The 14,318-nt window shown below is 62.7% G+C and carries 17 protein-coding genes; 4 read left to right on the top strand and 13 right to left on the bottom strand.

Going from position 1 to position 14,318, the window contains the following annotated elements:
- Positions 1–225 precede the first annotated feature (225 nt).
- From CEC48_RS20800 to CEC48_RS20810, 3 genes are read right to left on the bottom strand one after another with little or no spacing between them, the layout of a single operon-like run.
- Positions 226–1,161 (bottom strand): transporter substrate-binding domain-containing protein, encoded by a 936-nt coding sequence (locus tag CEC48_RS20800; protein ID WP_256579760.1) that lies wholly within the window; start codon positions 1,159–1,161, stop codon positions 226–228.
- Positions 1,162–1,185: 24 nt separating this feature from the next.
- Positions 1,186–1,539, bottom strand: coding sequence for a RidA family protein (locus tag CEC48_RS20805; RefSeq protein ID WP_088425465.1), 354 nt, complete (start codon positions 1,537–1,539; stop codon positions 1,186–1,188).
- Positions 1,540–1,549: 10 nt separating this feature from the next.
- Positions 1,550–2,791 carry a D-amino acid dehydrogenase gene (locus tag CEC48_RS20810; protein ID WP_088425466.1) on the bottom strand — a complete coding sequence of 414 codons (1,242 nt, stop codon included), beginning with the start codon at positions 2,789–2,791 and terminating at the stop codon, positions 1,550–1,552.
- Positions 2,792–2,899: 108 nt separating this feature from the next.
- On the opposite strand from CEC48_RS20810, the gene CEC48_RS20815 reads away from it, so the two are divergent.
- Entirely contained in the window at positions 2,900–3,802 is a 903-nt protein-coding gene (locus tag CEC48_RS20815; protein WP_088425467.1) for a LysR family transcriptional regulator, read from the top strand.
- Between the two features lie 49 nt (positions 3,803–3,851).
- Here CEC48_RS20815 and CEC48_RS20820 read toward each other — a convergent pair whose 3' ends face one another.
- Positions 3,852–4,469 carry a hemolysin III family protein gene (locus tag CEC48_RS20820; RefSeq protein WP_088425468.1) on the bottom strand — a complete coding sequence of 206 codons (618 nt, stop codon included), beginning with the start codon at positions 4,467–4,469 and terminating at the stop codon, positions 3,852–3,854.
- A 248-nt stretch (positions 4,470–4,717) separates the two neighbouring features.
- Between CEC48_RS20820 and CEC48_RS20825 the strand changes: the two genes are divergently transcribed.
- From CEC48_RS20825 to CEC48_RS20835, 3 genes are read left to right on the top strand one after another with little or no spacing between them, the layout of a single operon-like run.
- Positions 4,718–5,284 carry a chromate transporter gene (locus CEC48_RS20825; protein ID WP_088425469.1) on the top strand — a complete coding sequence of 189 codons (567 nt, stop codon included), beginning with the start codon at positions 4,718–4,720 and terminating at the stop codon, positions 5,282–5,284.
- Entirely contained in the window at positions 5,284–5,826 is a 543-nt protein-coding gene (locus CEC48_RS20830; RefSeq protein WP_063026551.1) for a chromate transporter, read from the top strand. The genes CEC48_RS20825 and CEC48_RS20830 overlap by 1 nt, the downstream gene beginning before the upstream one ends.
- Positions 5,827–5,863: 37 nt before the next feature.
- Complete coding sequence (locus tag CEC48_RS20835) at positions 5,864–6,778, top strand: LysR substrate-binding domain-containing protein (protein WP_010167642.1); 915 nt, start codon at positions 5,864–5,866, stop codon at positions 6,776–6,778.
- A 158-nt stretch (positions 6,779–6,936) separates the two neighbouring features.
- On the opposite strand, the gene madM is transcribed toward CEC48_RS20835, so the two are convergent.
- From madM to mdcA, 9 genes are all read right to left on the bottom strand, one after another.
- Positions 6,937–7,701 carry a malonate transporter subunit MadM gene (gene madM / locus CEC48_RS20840; RefSeq protein ID WP_088425470.1) on the bottom strand — a complete coding sequence of 255 codons (765 nt, stop codon included), beginning with the start codon at positions 7,699–7,701 and terminating at the stop codon, positions 6,937–6,939.
- A 1-nt stretch (position 7,702) separates the two neighbouring features.
- Positions 7,703–8,116, bottom strand: coding sequence for a malonate transporter subunit MadL (gene madL / locus CEC48_RS20845; protein WP_088425471.1), 414 nt, complete (start codon positions 8,114–8,116; stop codon positions 7,703–7,705).
- A 67-nt stretch (positions 8,117–8,183) separates the two neighbouring features.
- The gene (gene mdcH / locus CEC48_RS20850; protein ID WP_088425472.1) at positions 8,184–9,089 is read right to left on the bottom strand and encodes a malonate decarboxylase subunit epsilon; all 906 of its coding nucleotides are present in this window, start codon (positions 9,087–9,089) and stop codon (positions 8,184–8,186) included.
- Positions 9,086–9,682 (bottom strand): malonate decarboxylase holo-ACP synthase, encoded by a 597-nt coding sequence (locus CEC48_RS20855; RefSeq protein WP_088425473.1) that lies wholly within the window; start codon positions 9,680–9,682, stop codon positions 9,086–9,088. The genes mdcH and CEC48_RS20855 overlap by 4 nt, the downstream gene beginning before the upstream one ends.
- Complete coding sequence (gene mdcE / locus CEC48_RS20860) at positions 9,676–10,452, bottom strand: biotin-independent malonate decarboxylase subunit gamma (protein WP_088425474.1); 777 nt, start codon at positions 10,450–10,452, stop codon at positions 9,676–9,678. Before mdcE ends, CEC48_RS20855 begins: the two co-directional genes overlap by 7 nt.
- Positions 10,449–11,291, bottom strand: a complete 843-nt coding sequence (locus CEC48_RS20865; RefSeq protein ID WP_088425475.1) for a biotin-independent malonate decarboxylase subunit beta — start codon at positions 11,289–11,291, stop codon at positions 10,449–10,451. Before CEC48_RS20865 ends, mdcE begins: the two co-directional genes overlap by 4 nt.
- Positions 11,284–11,583, bottom strand: coding sequence for a malonate decarboxylase subunit delta (locus CEC48_RS20870; RefSeq protein ID WP_088425476.1), 300 nt, complete (start codon positions 11,581–11,583; stop codon positions 11,284–11,286). The genes CEC48_RS20865 and CEC48_RS20870 overlap by 8 nt, the downstream gene beginning before the upstream one ends.
- Positions 11,583–12,431, bottom strand: coding sequence for a triphosphoribosyl-dephospho-CoA synthase (locus tag CEC48_RS20875; RefSeq protein WP_088425477.1), 849 nt, complete (start codon positions 12,429–12,431; stop codon positions 11,583–11,585). Before CEC48_RS20875 ends, CEC48_RS20870 begins: the two co-directional genes overlap by 1 nt.
- On the bottom strand, positions 12,432–14,102 hold the full coding sequence (mdcA, locus tag CEC48_RS20880) for a malonate decarboxylase subunit alpha (RefSeq protein ID WP_088425478.1): 1,671 nt from the start codon (positions 14,100–14,102) through the stop codon (positions 12,432–12,434).
- Between the last annotated feature and the right edge of the window lie 216 nt (positions 14,103–14,318).

The raw sequence follows: 14,318 nt of genomic DNA on the forward strand, positions 1-14,318 counted from the left end.
TCATGTCCAGAGCGGAGAGGTGAGTGGCAGCATGGGCTCCCACACGTGCTTTAAGCACTCCGGGCATTCAGCTTGCCACTCACCGCTCTCACCCTCAGCTTAATCCCGGATCAAGACACAAGCGGGCCTGCTCGCGAATACGGTGGGTCAGTCACCCATATATTGGCTGGCACTCCGCTTTCGCGAGCAAGCCCGCTCCCACATTTTGATCGGGTTACCACTCCGCTACTCCACCGGGTCACTCACAGGCTTGGCAATAATCGCCTTCAGCTCACTGGTCATCGGGAATTCCAGGTTCAAGCCCTTTGGCGGAATCGGCTGTTCAAACCAGCGCTGGTAAATCCCGTTGATCTCCCCCGAGCTGTAAAGGCCGGCCAGGGTTTCGTTGACCACCGCGAGAAACTGCGGGTCGTCCTTGCGCACCATGCAGCTGTAGATTTCCCGCGACTGCTCTTCCCCGACCACCACCCACTTGTGTGGGTCCCGGGCCTTGGCGCGCTCGCCGTAGAGCAACGCGTCGTCCATGTAGAACGCCACCGCCCGGCCCGACTGCAGCATCTGGAAGGCTTCGCCGTGGTCCTTGGCGCTGATCACCGACATGTTCAATTTGTGGTCGACGTTGTAGCTCTTGAGGAAACGCTCGTTGGTGGTGCCAGCGGTGGTCACCACGTTCTTGCCTTTCAGGTCGGCGAAGCTTTTGATGCCGCTGTCGCTGGCAGTCAGCAATTGGCCCTTCACGTAGATAAACCCGTAGGAAAACGCCACCTGCTTCTGCCGCTCGGCGGTCACGCCGGTAGAGCCACATTCCAGGTCCACAGTACCGTTTTGCACCAGTGCAATACGGGTCTGGGACGTCACCAGGTTGTACTTCACGTTGAGCGTCGGCACGCCGGTTTTCTGCTGGATGCGTTCGACGATCTTGTTCGCAAGGTCTACCGAATAGCCCATGGGTTTGCCGCTGTGATCACCCACGTAGGAGAACGGAACCGAGGCATCGCGGTAGCCGAGGGTGATGCTCTTGGCGTTGGCGATCTTGTTTAGCGTGCCTTCCAAGGGGGCTTCGGTTGCCTGGGTCTGAGCGCTCAATATCAGTGCCAGAAAGAGTATAGGGCTGCTGCGCAGACCAACGGGGGACAAGCCCCCTCGCCACAGTTTTTGCATTGTTGTTCTCCGTTTTTGTTTTAGTTATGGACGGCGCACGGCAATGACGCTGATCTCCACCAGCACATCCGGTCGCGCCAACTGCGCTTGCAACGTGGTACGCGTCGGCGCCTGCCCCGGCGATAGCCAGGCGGACCAGGCTTCATTCATCGGCGCAAATCCCTCCTGGATATTGTTCAGGTAGATGGTCGCATTCAGCAGATGATCCTTGTCGCTGCCGGCCTCAGCCAACAACGCGTCAATTTTGGCCAACACTTCCTCGGTCTGTGTCGTCACATCCCGGCCTTCGCCCGGCACCTGGCCGGACAGGAACACCAAATCCTGAAAAACCACGGCGCCAGACAAGCGGCTATTACTGTTGATACGGGTGATCGTCATCAAGGTATCCTCAAGCGGCGCGGGGCGCGAAGCCCTGCATATCAATGGAAGTGCTGTGCCGGCCGATCAATTCGGCCAGCACCTGGCCGCTGCCGCAGGCCAGGGTAAACCCGAGGGCACCATGACCGAGGTTAAGCCACAGGTTGCTATAGGCGCTGGCGCCAATCAGCGGCACACCCGTAGGCGTAGCCGGGCGCATGCCGGCCCATTCCACCGCGTGCTGGTAATCGCCGGCCAGCGGGAAAGTCTCAAGTGCCTGGCGTTTAATCAGCGCCAGGCGCTTGGGTTCAAGGCGGGTGTCGAAGCCAACGATATCCACCATCGCCGCCACCCGCAGTTGCTCACCGATGCGCGCGTAGACGATCTTGCGGTCGTAGTCGGTGATGCTGATGTTCGGCGCCTGATGCTGCGCGCCAATCGGCACGCTCAGGCTGTAGCCCTTGAGCGGATACAGCGGCAGCGCCATGCCAGGCAAGGCCAGCTCGGGGCTGCGGTGCCCGGCGGCCAGCACCAGGTGCTCCACCGACAGCGCCTCGTCACCCATTTCGATCGAATGCACCCGGCCCGCGTGATGGTGGAGGCCCGTCACCTTGCGCCCCAGCAGGAACGTGCAACGCCCCGACGCCTTAAGGCGCGCCGCCAGTTGCTGGCAGAAGGCGTGACAGTCGCCGACCTCTTCATTGGGTGTGTAGATGCCGCCGGAAAAACTGGCGCTGTCCAGGGTCGGCTCCAGCCGCGCGCAGTCCGCCGCCGAGAGCACTTGCTGCTGCAGGTGATCGGTGACTTTATCCAGTGCGCGCTCGTAGCTGTTAAGGCTGCGAAAGGTCACCAGCTTGCCGTTACGCCGCCAGTGGAAGTCGCCCAACTGGTCTTCTTCACGCCAGCGTTGCAGGGTGTCCTGGCTCAAAGACGCCAAGCGCAGCAGATGGGCCGCATTGCGCTGGTTCACCGAGCCACGGCAGGCGCCCAGAAATGAAGCCATCCAGCGCCACTGCGCCGGGTCCATGCGCGGGCGCAGCTTCAACGGCGAGTCACCGCGCAGCATCCAGCCAATGGCTTGCAGCGGCACGCCTTTATCGGCCAGAGGCGCAACATAGCGGTAGGACAGCTGCCCGCCGTTGGCGAAACTGGTCTCGCTGCCCAGGGTGTCCCGCGCTTCGACCACGGTCACTTGCATGCCGGCACGCACCAGCGCGTAGGCACTCGCCAGGCCGATAACCCCACCACCGATGATGCAAACCTGCTGAGCCATGTGCGTCCCTTAGCCGTGTGTTGTCAGGCTTGAAGGTTAGGGGCAGGTGACATCGGCGGGACAATGAATAAAGATGGGTCACCCATAAACAAAGGTTATGGACTGCCCATGCGCTTGCGTCATATCGAAATCTTCCAGGCCATCCGCCAGACCGGCTCCATCAGCGCCGCCGCCCAACTGCTGCACGTCTCGCAGCCGGCGGTGAGCAAGGTGTTGCAGCACGCCGAGTTGCAGCTGGGGTTCCCGCTGTTCCTGCGCATACGCGGCAAGCTGCAGCCGACGCCGGAAGCCTTGGCGCTGGAGCGCGAAGTCGACAAGGTGACCGAGAGCCTGCAAGGCGTGCGGCGCCTGGCGCAGAACCTGCGCCGCGAGCCGGGCCAGAGCCTGCGTATCGGCGCAACACCGGCGCTGGCCTTATCATTGCTGCCGCCGGCCATCCGCGAGTGGACCCAACGCTACCCGGACATCGCCTGCGAGCTGTCCAGCGCCCACAGCCGCGAGCTGGTGCAAAACCTGCTGATGCGTGAAGTCGATGTGGCGCTGACCCTGCAACCGCCCGATCACCCAGGCCTGAGCGCGCAGGCGTTGGCACACGGCGTATTGGTAGCGCTGGCGCCCAAGGATTACTGGAAGGAAAACGAGCTGGGCAAACCGCTACCGCTGATGGCCCTGGCGGGTGCGCCGTTGATTGGCCTGTCCAGCGCTGACCCATTGTCGGCCAAACTGGACAGCTACCTGGAAGCGGTCGATCCGCCGCCGCGGGTCAGCATCGCGGTGCAGACCTATTCGCTGGCCAGGGCCATGGTCGAGTCGGGCGCCGGGTTGGCCGTCATCGACCCGTTCACCGCCCTCGGCGCGTCACCGGCGACCACCTGCATTCGCCCGCTGGCGCCGCCGCTGCCGATCACCCTGTACGCCCTGACCCGCGCCGACGAACCGCCGCCGCATATGCTGGCGAGCCTGCTGGAGATCTTCGGCAGCCGGGCCCAGGAGCAATTGGACCGGCTATAACACAGTCCCAATGTGGGGCTTGCTCCCACACTTTAGAGTGTGCTGCCAGTCAAAGGACGTACCCCATGATCGCCACAAAATGCAGCAGGCTGCCGCCGATCACAAACAAATGCCAGATCCCGTGGGAGTGCCGCAGGCGGTCCTCCAGGGCAAAGAAAATAATGCCCACGGTGTACAGCACCCCGCCCGACGCCAGCCAGGCAAACCCGGTGGGGCCCAGCGCCGCTATCAGCGGCTTGACCGCCACCAGCACGATCCAACCCATCACGGCGTAGATCACAATCGACAGGATCCGTGCCTCGGAACGTGGCTTGATCTCTTGCAGGATGCCGATCACCGCCAGCCCCCACACAATCCCGAACAACGTCCAGCCCCACGGCCCGCGCAGCGTCACCAGGCAAAACGGCGTGTAGCTGCCGGCGATCAGCAGGTAGATCGAAAAGTGATCAACCTTCTGCATGATCGCTTTCTTGCGCCCGCGCACGCTGTGGTACACGGTCGATGCGCTGTACAGCACCAACAACGTGAAACCGTAGATCGCCACGCTGACAATCTTCCAGGGGCTGCCGTCCATACTGGCCACCACCAACATCCATACCGCGCCAACAAAGGCCGCAACCGCTCCGACCAAGTGGCTCCAGGCGTTGAATCGTTCCCCGTGATACATGTGTCACTCACCTCGAATAACCGTTATCACCTGATTGGGTCATGAGCATTCTGACGTCACTCACGCACTATCAGGTAACAACCTTTCTTCATTTGCCCAAACGGCCCGCGCCGATGGATGATTCGCTTCATCCTGTGGGAGCTGGCTTGCCCGCGATGAGGGGCTGACATTCAACATCTCTTTCGACTGTTACACCGCTATCGCAGGCAAGCCAGCGCCCACATAAAAGCACCCCATCGGTAATCCCCATGCCCGACCTTGAACCCACCCCACCTCATCCCAGTCTGTGGCAGTTGTTTTACAACTTCGCCATGGTCGGCCTGTTTGGCTTCGGCGGCGTAATGCCCTGGGCGCGGCAGATGATGGTCGACCGCAGGCAGTGGGTCAGCGAGCAAGGTTTTAACGAACTGCTGACCACCGGTCAATTCTTCCCCGGGCCGAACATCGCCAACGTCGGCATCATCTATGGCCGGCGCCTGCACGGCTTGCCGGGTGCGGTTGTGACCGTGGTTGGGTTGTATCTGTTCCCCTCGCTGATCACCGTGCTGGCCGGCTTCGCCTATGCCAAATGGTGGAGCCACGACGTGGTGCAGCAGATCTTCGGTGCGGTAATGCCGATTGCCACCGGGCTGATGCTCGGCACCACCCTGCGCCTGCTCAAGGCCATGCCGCGCACATTGGCCAACTACTGCGCGTTTGCCCTGACCTTCGTGTTGATGGCGGTGCTGGTGTTGCCGTTGTGGATGGTCTTGCTGATCTGCATCCCAAGCTCCCTGGCCTTGGGTTTCATGGGCAAGCAGAAGGTGGCCGGCTGATGCAGAGCGTGCTGTTTCACCTGATGATCCAATGCGCGCTGTGGTCGCTGATGGCGATTGGCGGCAACACCGTGGCCCTGAGCGATATCCACCGCTACACCGTCACGGACATGAACTGGATCACCGACGCGCAGTTCGTCGCCTTCTTCGCCCTGTCCCAGGCCTTGCCGGGGCCCAACGGCATGTTCCTGGTGTTTATCGGCCAGCAAGCCGCCGGGTTGCCGGGTGCACTGGTGGCGCTGACCGCCAAGCTGGTGCCCTGCTCGGTACTGACCTACTTCGGCGCCGGCTGGCTGGAAAAACACACCGAAACCCCGTGGGTGCAGCGGGTCAAAGGCAGCCTGTTGCCGATCTCCATCGGGCTGATCCTGGCCGCCAGCTACATCCTGATGAACAGCCTGGAAAACAACGCGACCAGCCTGGTGCTGACCCTGGCCAGCGCCGCCGTGGTGTATTACACGCGGCTAAACGCAATCTGGCTGATCATCCTCGGCGTGGTGTTGGGCCTGTGCAGCGCATGGCTGGGAGTGAACTGGTTTTAGGGGCACAATCGACGGCATTCGAACAAGAGTCACCCTCATGCTGATCGACGAAGAATTCACCCTCAAGAAACTGGAAATCTTCCTGGCGTTCATGCGCACCGGCAACCTGGCGCGGGCGGCGGCTGAATTGCAGACCAGCAACGTCAGCGTGCACCGGGCGATCCACTCCCTGGAAAACGCCCTGCGCTGCCCACTGTTCAAGCACGAGGGGCGCAACCTCACGCCGCTCGAAAGCGCCTATGTGCTGGAAGAGCGCGCGCAAAAGCTGGTGCAGGATGTGGTCGACAGCGTGCGGGTTACCCGCGAAGCCGCCGGCTTTTCCGCCGAGCGCTTCAAGCTGGGTTCGCTGTATTCGTTGACGGTGAAGACCGTGCCGCAGTTGATCATGGGGCTGAAGATTCGCCGCAGCGAACTGAATATCGACCTGATCCTCGGTTCCAATTTCGACCTGCTGTACAAGCTGAAGAACATGGAAGTCGACGCGATCCTGATCTCCCTCGACGAACACGCCAACGATCCGGACTGCGAGCAGATCGCACTGTTCTCCGACGATATCTTCCTCGCCACCCCGGCCGATTCACCCTTCGACCGCGAGCAGGAAATTGACCTGGCGGATGTGCGCGACGCCACCTTCATCACCCTGACCCAAGGCTTCGCTACTCATCAGGACGGCAACCGTGTGTTCAAGCAGGCGGGGTTCGAGCCGAAGGTGGCGATGCAGGTCAACGACATCTTCACCCTGCTGAGCATGGTCAGCTCAGGTGTGGGTTATGCGCTGCTGCCGGGGAGGATTGCGGCGGTGTATGAGAACCGGGTGAAGCTGATTCCCCTGCAACCGCGCTACCGCTTGCAGCAGCACATTGGCGTGGTGTTTCTGAAAGCCAAGGAGCGCGACCCGAATTTGCTCGCGCTGTTGGCGGAGTGCCGGATGTATGCAAACCGCCAGGCCTGACGATGAGCTCCTGTGGCGAGGGAGCTTGCTCCCGTTCGGCTGCGCAGCAGTCGTAAAATCAGCGCCCGAGTTTTTTCAGGAAGAATGCAATGGGACCGCTTCGCGCCCCAACGGGAGCAAGCTCCCTCGCCACAAAAGCAGTCGGGTGCATCACGGGGTTAGCCGACAATCCCACGCACGATGAAGTAGAGCAACGAAGGCCCCAGCAAGCACCCAAGCCCGGTGTGGAAGGTGGCGGTCAATGCGCCATACGGCACCAGTCGACGGTCCGTCGCTGCCAAGCCCGCCGTCACACCGCTCACCGTGCCAGCCAAACCACCAAACACCATCGCCGAGCGCGGGTTATCCAGGCCCATCCAGCGTGCGGCCATGGGCGTACCGACCATCACCAGGATCGCCTTGATCAAGCCGGTCGCAATGGACAGCGCCACCACATCCGAACTCGCACCCAATGCCGCACCCGTCACCGGCCCGACGATATACGTCACCGCGCCCGCACCAATGGTGGTCATGCTGATCGCATCGCGATACCCAAACGCCCAGGCGATACTCGCGCCCACAATAAACGGCAACACCGTGCCCAGCAGCAAGGCAATCGCACCAATCAAACCGGCCTTGCGCGCCTCGGTGGCCTGTACTTCAAACGCCGTGGCCACAATCGCAAAGTCCCGCAGCATCGCGCCGCCCATCAGCCCGATCCCGGAAAACAATGCCACGTCCGCCAGGCCTTTCTGCCCGCCGGTCAGCGTGCCGCCCACCCAGGCCAGCACCAGCCCGATCACAATCGCGATGGCCGAGCCGTGGATGCGTCCGAACGTCAGGCGCTTGGACAGCACCACCGAAATCCACATCACTACGCCAACGAATGCAAAGGCAGTCACCAGGCCATTATTTGCCAGGCCTTTCTCGATGAGGTCCCACATATCAGCGACCTCCCGCTGCAGGTGCAGCCGCGATCAGCGGCTCTTCATCGGGCAGCGGTTCGCCTTTGTGCGTTCGGCTGATCAAGGCAATCGTGCAACCACACACCACCACCGAACCAATCGCCGCCAGCACCGCCACCGGGCCGCCGTGCAGCGCGGTCACCACGTTTTGCTGCGCCGCCATCGCCACCACCACCGGAATGTACATGGCGCCCCAGAAGCCGACGCCCATCTCGCATTCCTTGGTCATGCCGCCGTGCTTGTGCATCCACAGTCGGGCGCAGATCAGCAGGATCATCGCGATCCCCACCCCGCCCACGTTGGATTTAACCCCCAGCAGCACGCCGAGCATGTCTCCCAGAATCACGCCTGCCAACATGCAGATCGCCAGCAACGCCACACCGTAAATAATCATGATGGTTGTCCTCAAAGTGCTTCATCGAAATTGTTGTTTTTGTGCTTCGAAAGCCTTGGGTGGTGCTTTATCGGTGGTGGCTTCCCTCCTCTCGCAGCAAGGCCTGCAAGGTGTCCAGGCGGGCGCCTTCGAAGGCGATGACGGTGCCTTGCTCGAACACCCGGCGCGCGAGGCCCGTGAGCACGGCGCCGGGAGGCAGTTCGATATGCAGGCGCACGCCACGCTCAAAGGCGCTTTGCACAGTGCCGCGCCAATCGACGATGCGGCACATGTTGAAGGCGAGGTCGTCGCGCAGGTGTTCCGTGTTGTGTACCGGCCGGGCGCGGGTGCTGCTCAGGTAGGTGATGGTCGGCGTTTTCAGTGTCACTTGGGCGAATGCTTCGGCCAGTGCCTCGGCAGGTTTCTCCAACAGCGCGCAATGGGACGGCACGCTGACGGCGAGGCGTTTGGCGACGCCGTTGCCACGGACCCGATTGGCGACTGCTTTCATTGCTGCGTCGCTGCCGGCGATAACCGTCTGGTTGTCGGCATTGATATTGGCCAGGTACACCGGGGTTTGCGGGCTGTGGACCTGGGCGAGCAAGCCTTCGACGGTGGACAGGTCCGGGCCGATGAGGGCGGTCATGCCATAGCCGTGGGGATACGCCTGTTGCATCAGGTCTCCGCGCAGGCTGACGAGTTTGAGCGCATCGGCAAAGTCCAGGGAACCGGCGATCACGGCGGCGGGATAGGCACCGATGGACAGCCCCGCTACGTAATCGGGTGTGTGTTCAAGCAAGCGCGCACTGGCCACGCCAGCGATCAACAGACATAGTTGCACGGCGCGGGTGGAGGCCAGCGCTTCGGTGGAATCGAGCTTGCGCACGTCCTCGTTCAAGGCCGCACTGGCTTCGTCCAATACCGCGCGCGGCAACTGCTGGAGCATGCCGGGACGCTGGGCGCCCTGCCCCGGAAACGCCAGGAGGCTGCTCATGCCACGGCCTGCCACGGGTCAATTACCAACTGCGCGCCGCTTGCGTTCTTCAGTAGCACACGGCGTGAACCACCGGCCCACTCCCGCAAGGCGACAGCGCCGAAAGGCGTTTGCAGTTGCAGGTCCACGGCGCACACCGCCGTGTCCAGTATTGCCAGCAGGTCCTCTGCGTCGCCTCGTTCAAGTCGCTCGGGCGCGCGCAGAATCAAATCCAGATCACTCTTTGCGTGCAGCGCTTCGATGCCGCTGGCCAGTTCGAAACCGGCACTGCCGGTGACGCCCCAGTTCTCCTGCGCCAACACCGGGCGCAGTTGAGCGAGCGCCTGCAACGCCGGCAAATCCCGGGGAGAGATAACGCCGCGCAAGTCTTCCGGTGCCACGCGCCGCTGCACGGCCGCCAGCGGCATCACGGCGGCGAAACGCTGCTCGCGCAAACGCCCGCGTACGCCCACCGCCACCTGGCCCGGCTGCGCAATGGCGCGCCGAACCACCACCGGATGCCCGGCGTCCAACACCTCCAGCACCCAGGCCGGAGCGTCAGCGGGCGCATGCGCCGGGGTCATGCCCCAGAGCAAGTCGTGAGCGTTCACCATTGCTCCCGCAGCAGTTGGCGCACGTGGCTGGAAGCCGCGCGGTTGGTGGCGCCCAGGCGGCCGCTCAGGTCACGACCACCTGCTTGCACATCCTTGATCGCGTGCACCAGGCAATCACTGACCCTCGCTACATCTTCGCTGGTTGGCTGCTCAATCTGGCTGACCGACAAGGTTTCCCAGAGCAAGCCGAGGCTGGCATAACTGTCGATGTCATAGGCCATCGGCGGCACGCTGGCGGCCAGGGCTTCCAGCTCTTCGACACTGCGCAGGGTCACCCGCGCCGCCGAGGCCTTGCCCATGGCATGCACCATCACGCCGGGGTCGCGCAGGGCGATCAGGCGGTTGGCCTGGTAACCGTGGGCGAGGAATGCGCCGGACATCGCCTTGCCGACCAGCAGTGCGATCACCGGGTGACCGGCCAAGCGGGCACGGGCGTAGCTGTCGGCGGCGGCGGCCAGGGCTTGATGGATGCCCAAGGCTTCTTCGCGACGACCATAGGCCTGGCTCGGTACATCGACGATGGCAATCAGCGGACGCTTGTCTCCGGCGTTGATCGCCTCATCAACCGCCTTGGCCAAACCCCAGCCTTCCAGCAAACCGACTTCACCGTTGCGGGCGCGGGGGAAGCGGTTTTGCGCATCGGTGACCACCGCGATAAAGCGCACGGGCTGATCACCGAGCACACCGTCGGCAACTTTCAGCGAGTTCGGCAAACCGCTCACCGGCGTTGCATCGCTGCTCAATGCGTTGAACCACTGCAAACCTCTCATGAGCGTTCTCCCTGATACAGATCGCGAACCGTCGCCGGGTCGATTTGCGGTTCGGCGTTCAGTGCAGCCAGGCGTTCCAGATAATGTTCAACCTGACGGCTGCGCTGTTTTTCCGGCAAGCCTTGTTGCAGCAGTTCGGTGACTTGCTGCTGAATCAGCGCAACATCGTCAGCCACATAACGGTCGGCCAAGCCGCTGTTAAAGCGTTGCTCGCCGCCGGTCAGGCTCCAGATGAAGGGCCGGTCGCGGGAGTCGTATTCCTCAAGCCCGGCTTCCTGTTCGATCACCTGCGGGCCGTTCAGGCCAAGGCGAGCCTCACGGGTCACCAGCAGATAACTGCACAGGCCTGCCGCGATGGACATGCCGCCAAAACAACCGACGCTGCCCGCCACCACGCCGATCACCGGCTGGTACTGGCGCAAGTCGACAATCGCCGCGTGAATATCGGCAATCGCGGCCAGGCCCAGGTTGGCTTCCTGTAAGCGCACGCCGCCGGTTTCCAACAGCAGGATGGCGCGAGTCGGGACGCCGTTGCGGTTGTCTTCAGCGGCCAGCTCCAGGGCGCCCGCCATCTTCGCGCCGCCGACTTCACCGAGGCTGCCGCCCTGGAAATTTCCTTCGATGGCGGCGATAACCACCGGCAACCCGGCGATGCTGCCCTTGGCGATAACCACACCGTCATCCGCCTGAGGCACCACGCCCTGGCGACTCAGCCACGGCGACATGACGCGCTGGAACGGGTCGATCAGTTCGCGATAGCTGCCCGCATCGAGCAAGGCCTTGGCCCGCTGCCGGGCGCCGAGTTCGACGAAGCTGTGTTTGCTGCGCAAATCAGTCATGACCGATCTCCTCGAAGCCTTGCTCCAGGCGCAGGCGCACCACGCCAGGTGTGGCGCCGAAGTCATGGATATCGATGTTCAATGCGGGAGGCGTCTGTTCCTGGAAGATCCGTTCAAACAGGTGCTGCCAACGTAGCTGCGCACCATTCACCGAGGTCTGCACCTGAATCGTCAAGGTGCCGGCAGTACCCGGTTCCAGCAGCACTTCCAGGTCGCCGGAGCCGACGCAACCCACCAGTGCGCGGCCTTTGGCGGGCGGCCCGGCGGGGAATTCAAAGGATAAGGTTTCCATCACAGCGCTCCGTCGAGGCGGTCGATAAACAGGCAGGCGGCCAACAGGTCGGCGGCGCCACCGGGGGAGGCATTCAGCGCCAGCAGTTGCTGGTCCAGCTCGTGCAGTTGGCGGCGGCCGGCGAGGCTTGCGCTGCCACCGGCGTCCAACACCGCTTGGGCGCCTTGTTGCATGGCCTGCAAGCCTTCAGGCCCGGCGCGGTAGAGCACGCAGGTGTCGGCCAGGTCCGTCATGATCGCCAGCAAGGCGTCGAGGCGAGCGTTCTGTTCGCCGTGTTGTTGCAGGCGGCTTTTCTTCAACTGTGGCAGGCCGCGTTGCAGCACCGATGGGAAGCCCAATTGCGCTTCTTCACGGGCACCGCGTGCGCCGTAGCGTTGTGCGACTTGGGCACCGTGGCTCAGTGGTTGAGGTGCGTAGCGGTCGTTGAGCAAGGCCATGCGAGCGGCGCGTAACGTCACTGCATTGGCGGTGCTGGATTCGGGTTGCAGCGCGGCGGCGGCGACTAATAAGCCGAGCGCCCAGATCGCGCCGCGATGGGTGTTCACGCCGTTGGTGGTGACGAGCATCGCCTGCTCGCCTTCGCGACCGATCCGCCCGAGGGCTTCACGCAAGGGCAAACCCACTTCGCCAAATTTGATAGCGGCCTCGGCCATTTCCTTGAACGCTGGCCACAGCGACAGCGCCGACGCGTGCATCAAGCCGAGGTGCAAATCGGTATGGGCGCCGTTGCCGCGCCGGTCCACCAGCGCAGGTTTTGGTGACAGGTCGGCTTCATCAATCAAGGCGTCGACGGCCATGTCGGCCAGGCGTTCGGCCAGTGTCAGGTCGTGCAGTTTGAGTGCGTACATTTACCAGCTCCTGAACTTGGCGGGCGGGTTGTACAGGCCACCGGACCACTCCACCAGATCGGCCACGCTCTTGGCGGCCAGCAGCTCGCGGGTGGCGTCGGTGCGGCGGATGCCGAGGTCTTCAGGCAGCGCGATCAAGCCTTCGCGGCGCATGCGCGCGGTGTCCTTGGGGTTGTGGCGCATGCCAATGGCGGTTACGCCTGCGACGGCGGCAATCATCGCCTGGCGTTCTTCCAATGAGCGGGCCTTGTACAGGTAGGCGATACCCTCTTCGGTGAGCAGGTGAGTAACGTCATCGCCGTAGATCATGATCGGCGCCAGCGGCATGCCGCTTTTGCGGGCGACTTCTACCGCGTCGAGGGTTTCGACGAAGGTCGGTTTGCCGCCTTCCTGGAACGTCTCGACCATCTGCACCACGAGCTTTTTACCGCGTTCGAGCAAGGCTTGCGGGGCATCGTCGTGGCGCATATCGAGCCAGGCCGGCGTGCTGTGGCGGCGACCGCGCGGGTCGTGGCCCATGTTCGGCGCCCCACCAAAACCGGCGAGACGGCCACGGGTGACGGTGGAGGAATGACCGTCGCCATCGACTTGCAGGGTGGCGCCGATAAACAGGTCCACCGCGTATTGGCCGGCCAGTTGGCAGAACATTCGGTTGGAACGCAGCGAGCCGTCACGACCGGTAAAGAACACATCCGGCCGGGCCGCGATGTAGTTCTCCATGCCCAGTTCAGTGCCGAAGCAATGCACACTTTCGACCCAGCCGCTTTCGATCGCAGGGATCAAAGTTGGGTGCGGGTTGAGGGTCCAGTTACGGCAAATCTTGCCCTTAAGGCCTAGAGATTCGCCGTAGGTTGGCAGGATCAATTCGATGGCGGCGGTGTTGAAACCGATGCCGTGGTTCAGGGACTGAACGTTGTGTTTTTCGTAGATGCCACGGATCGCCATCATCGCCATCAACACATGCACCGGCTTGATGTGCCGTGGGTCGCGGGTGAACAGCGGTTCGATGTAGAAGGGCTTGTCGGCGACCACCACGAAATCGACCCAACTGGCGGGGATGTCGACGCGAGGCAAGTCGGTGACGTCATCCACCAGTTGGTTGACCTGGACGATGACGATGCCATCGCTGAAAGCGGCCGGTTCGATCAGCGCGGGTGTGTCTTCGGTGCTCGGGCCGGTGTAGATATTGCCCGCGCGGTCGGCCATGAAGCCGGCGGACAGGACCACATTGGGAATCAGGTCCACCACCAGTCGTGCGTAGAGTTCGATATAAGTGTGAATCGCGCCGATTTCCAGCAGACCGTCTTCCAGTAACTGGCTGATGCGCAGGGATTGGGTGCCGGCGAAGGAGAAATCCAGCTTGCGGGCGATGCCCTTTTCAAACAGGTCCAGGTGCTCGGAGCGCCCGACGCTGGGCATGATCATGTGCAGGTCGTGGAGCTTGGCGGGGTCGGTCTTGGCCAGGGAGCGGGAGAGGAAATCGGCCTGCTTTTGGTTATTGCCTTCGAGTACCACGCGGTCGCCGGGGAGGATCAGGGCTTCCAGGGCTTCGACGATGCGGTCGCTGGGGAGCACGGCGCCGTCGGCGAAGGATCGCACTAACGCCAGCCGACGCTGCTTCTCGTCGCGCCGCCGCGTCCAGCGCGAGTCGGGGGAAGTTATTGTTGTCATGGTCGCTCCACGGGATGTGCTGTCGTGGGCTGTACCTTAGGAGGGTATTGGGGGGGCATCAATCAAGCTGGGCGGTGGATCGTTACGATTGGAGTAATGGTTTGCCAATGAACGCTGGTTTGGAACCGATAGAGATCAAATGTGGGAGCTGGCTTGCCTGCGATGGCATCGCTGCGGTGAGCCTGACTCACCGAGTCGCCCGCATCGCAGGCAAGC

The organism is Pseudomonas sp. K2I15, from assembly GCF_002204795.1.
Lineage (GTDB): Bacteria > Pseudomonadota > Gammaproteobacteria > Pseudomonadales > Pseudomonadaceae > Aquipseudomonas.

What these genes read in the sequence shown, in the direction of transcription:
- CEC48_RS20820 (WP_088425468.1), bottom strand. Translation starts at nt 4,469, where the DNA reads ATGTATCACGGGGAACGATTCAACGCCTGGAGCCACTTGGTCGGAGCG.
- CEC48_RS20835 (WP_010167642.1), top strand. Translation starts at nt 5,864, where the DNA reads ATGCTGATCGACGAAGAATTCACCCTCAAGAAACTGGAAATCTTCCTG.
- mdcE (WP_088425474.1), bottom strand. Translation starts at nt 10,452, where the DNA reads ATGAGAGGTTTGCAGTGGTTCAACGCATTGAGCAGCGATGCAACGCCG.
- CEC48_RS20810 (WP_088425466.1), bottom strand. Translation starts at nt 2,791, where the DNA reads ATGGCTCAGCAGGTTTGCATCATCGGTGGTGGGGTTATCGGCCTGGCG.
- CEC48_RS20815 (WP_088425467.1), top strand. Translation starts at nt 2,900, where the DNA reads ATGCGCTTGCGTCATATCGAAATCTTCCAGGCCATCCGCCAGACCGGC.
- CEC48_RS20805 (WP_088425465.1), bottom strand. Translation starts at nt 1,539, where the DNA reads ATGACGATCACCCGTATCAACAGTAATAGCCGCTTGTCTGGCGCCGTG.
- CEC48_RS20855 (WP_088425473.1), bottom strand. Translation starts at nt 9,682, where the DNA reads ATGGTGAACGCTCACGACTTGCTCTGGGGCATGACCCCGGCGCATGCG.
- madL (WP_088425471.1), bottom strand. Translation starts at nt 8,116, where the DNA reads ATGATTATTTACGGTGTGGCGTTGCTGGCGATCTGCATGTTGGCAGGC.
- mdcA (WP_088425478.1), bottom strand. Translation starts at nt 14,102, where the DNA reads ATGACAACAATAACTTCCCCCGACTCGCGCTGGACGCGGCGGCGCGAC.
- CEC48_RS20825 (WP_088425469.1), top strand. Translation starts at nt 4,718, where the DNA reads ATGCCCGACCTTGAACCCACCCCACCTCATCCCAGTCTGTGGCAGTTG.
- CEC48_RS20875 (WP_088425477.1), bottom strand. Translation starts at nt 12,431, where the DNA reads ATGTACGCACTCAAACTGCACGACCTGACACTGGCCGAACGCCTGGCC.
- CEC48_RS20870 (WP_088425476.1), bottom strand. Translation starts at nt 11,583, where the DNA reads ATGGAAACCTTATCCTTTGAATTCCCCGCCGGGCCGCCCGCCAAAGGC.
- mdcH (WP_088425472.1), bottom strand. Translation starts at nt 9,089, where the DNA reads ATGAGCAGCCTCCTGGCGTTTCCGGGGCAGGGCGCCCAGCGTCCCGGC.
- CEC48_RS20830 (WP_063026551.1), top strand. Translation starts at nt 5,284, where the DNA reads ATGCAGAGCGTGCTGTTTCACCTGATGATCCAATGCGCGCTGTGGTCG.
- madM (WP_088425470.1), bottom strand. Translation starts at nt 7,701, where the DNA reads ATGTGGGACCTCATCGAGAAAGGCCTGGCAAATAATGGCCTGGTGACT.
- CEC48_RS20865 (WP_088425475.1), bottom strand. Translation starts at nt 11,291, where the DNA reads ATGACTGATTTGCGCAGCAAACACAGCTTCGTCGAACTCGGCGCCCGG.
- CEC48_RS20800 (WP_256579760.1), bottom strand. Translation starts at nt 1,161, where the DNA reads ATGCAAAAACTGTGGCGAGGGGGCTTGTCCCCCGTTGGTCTGCGCAGC.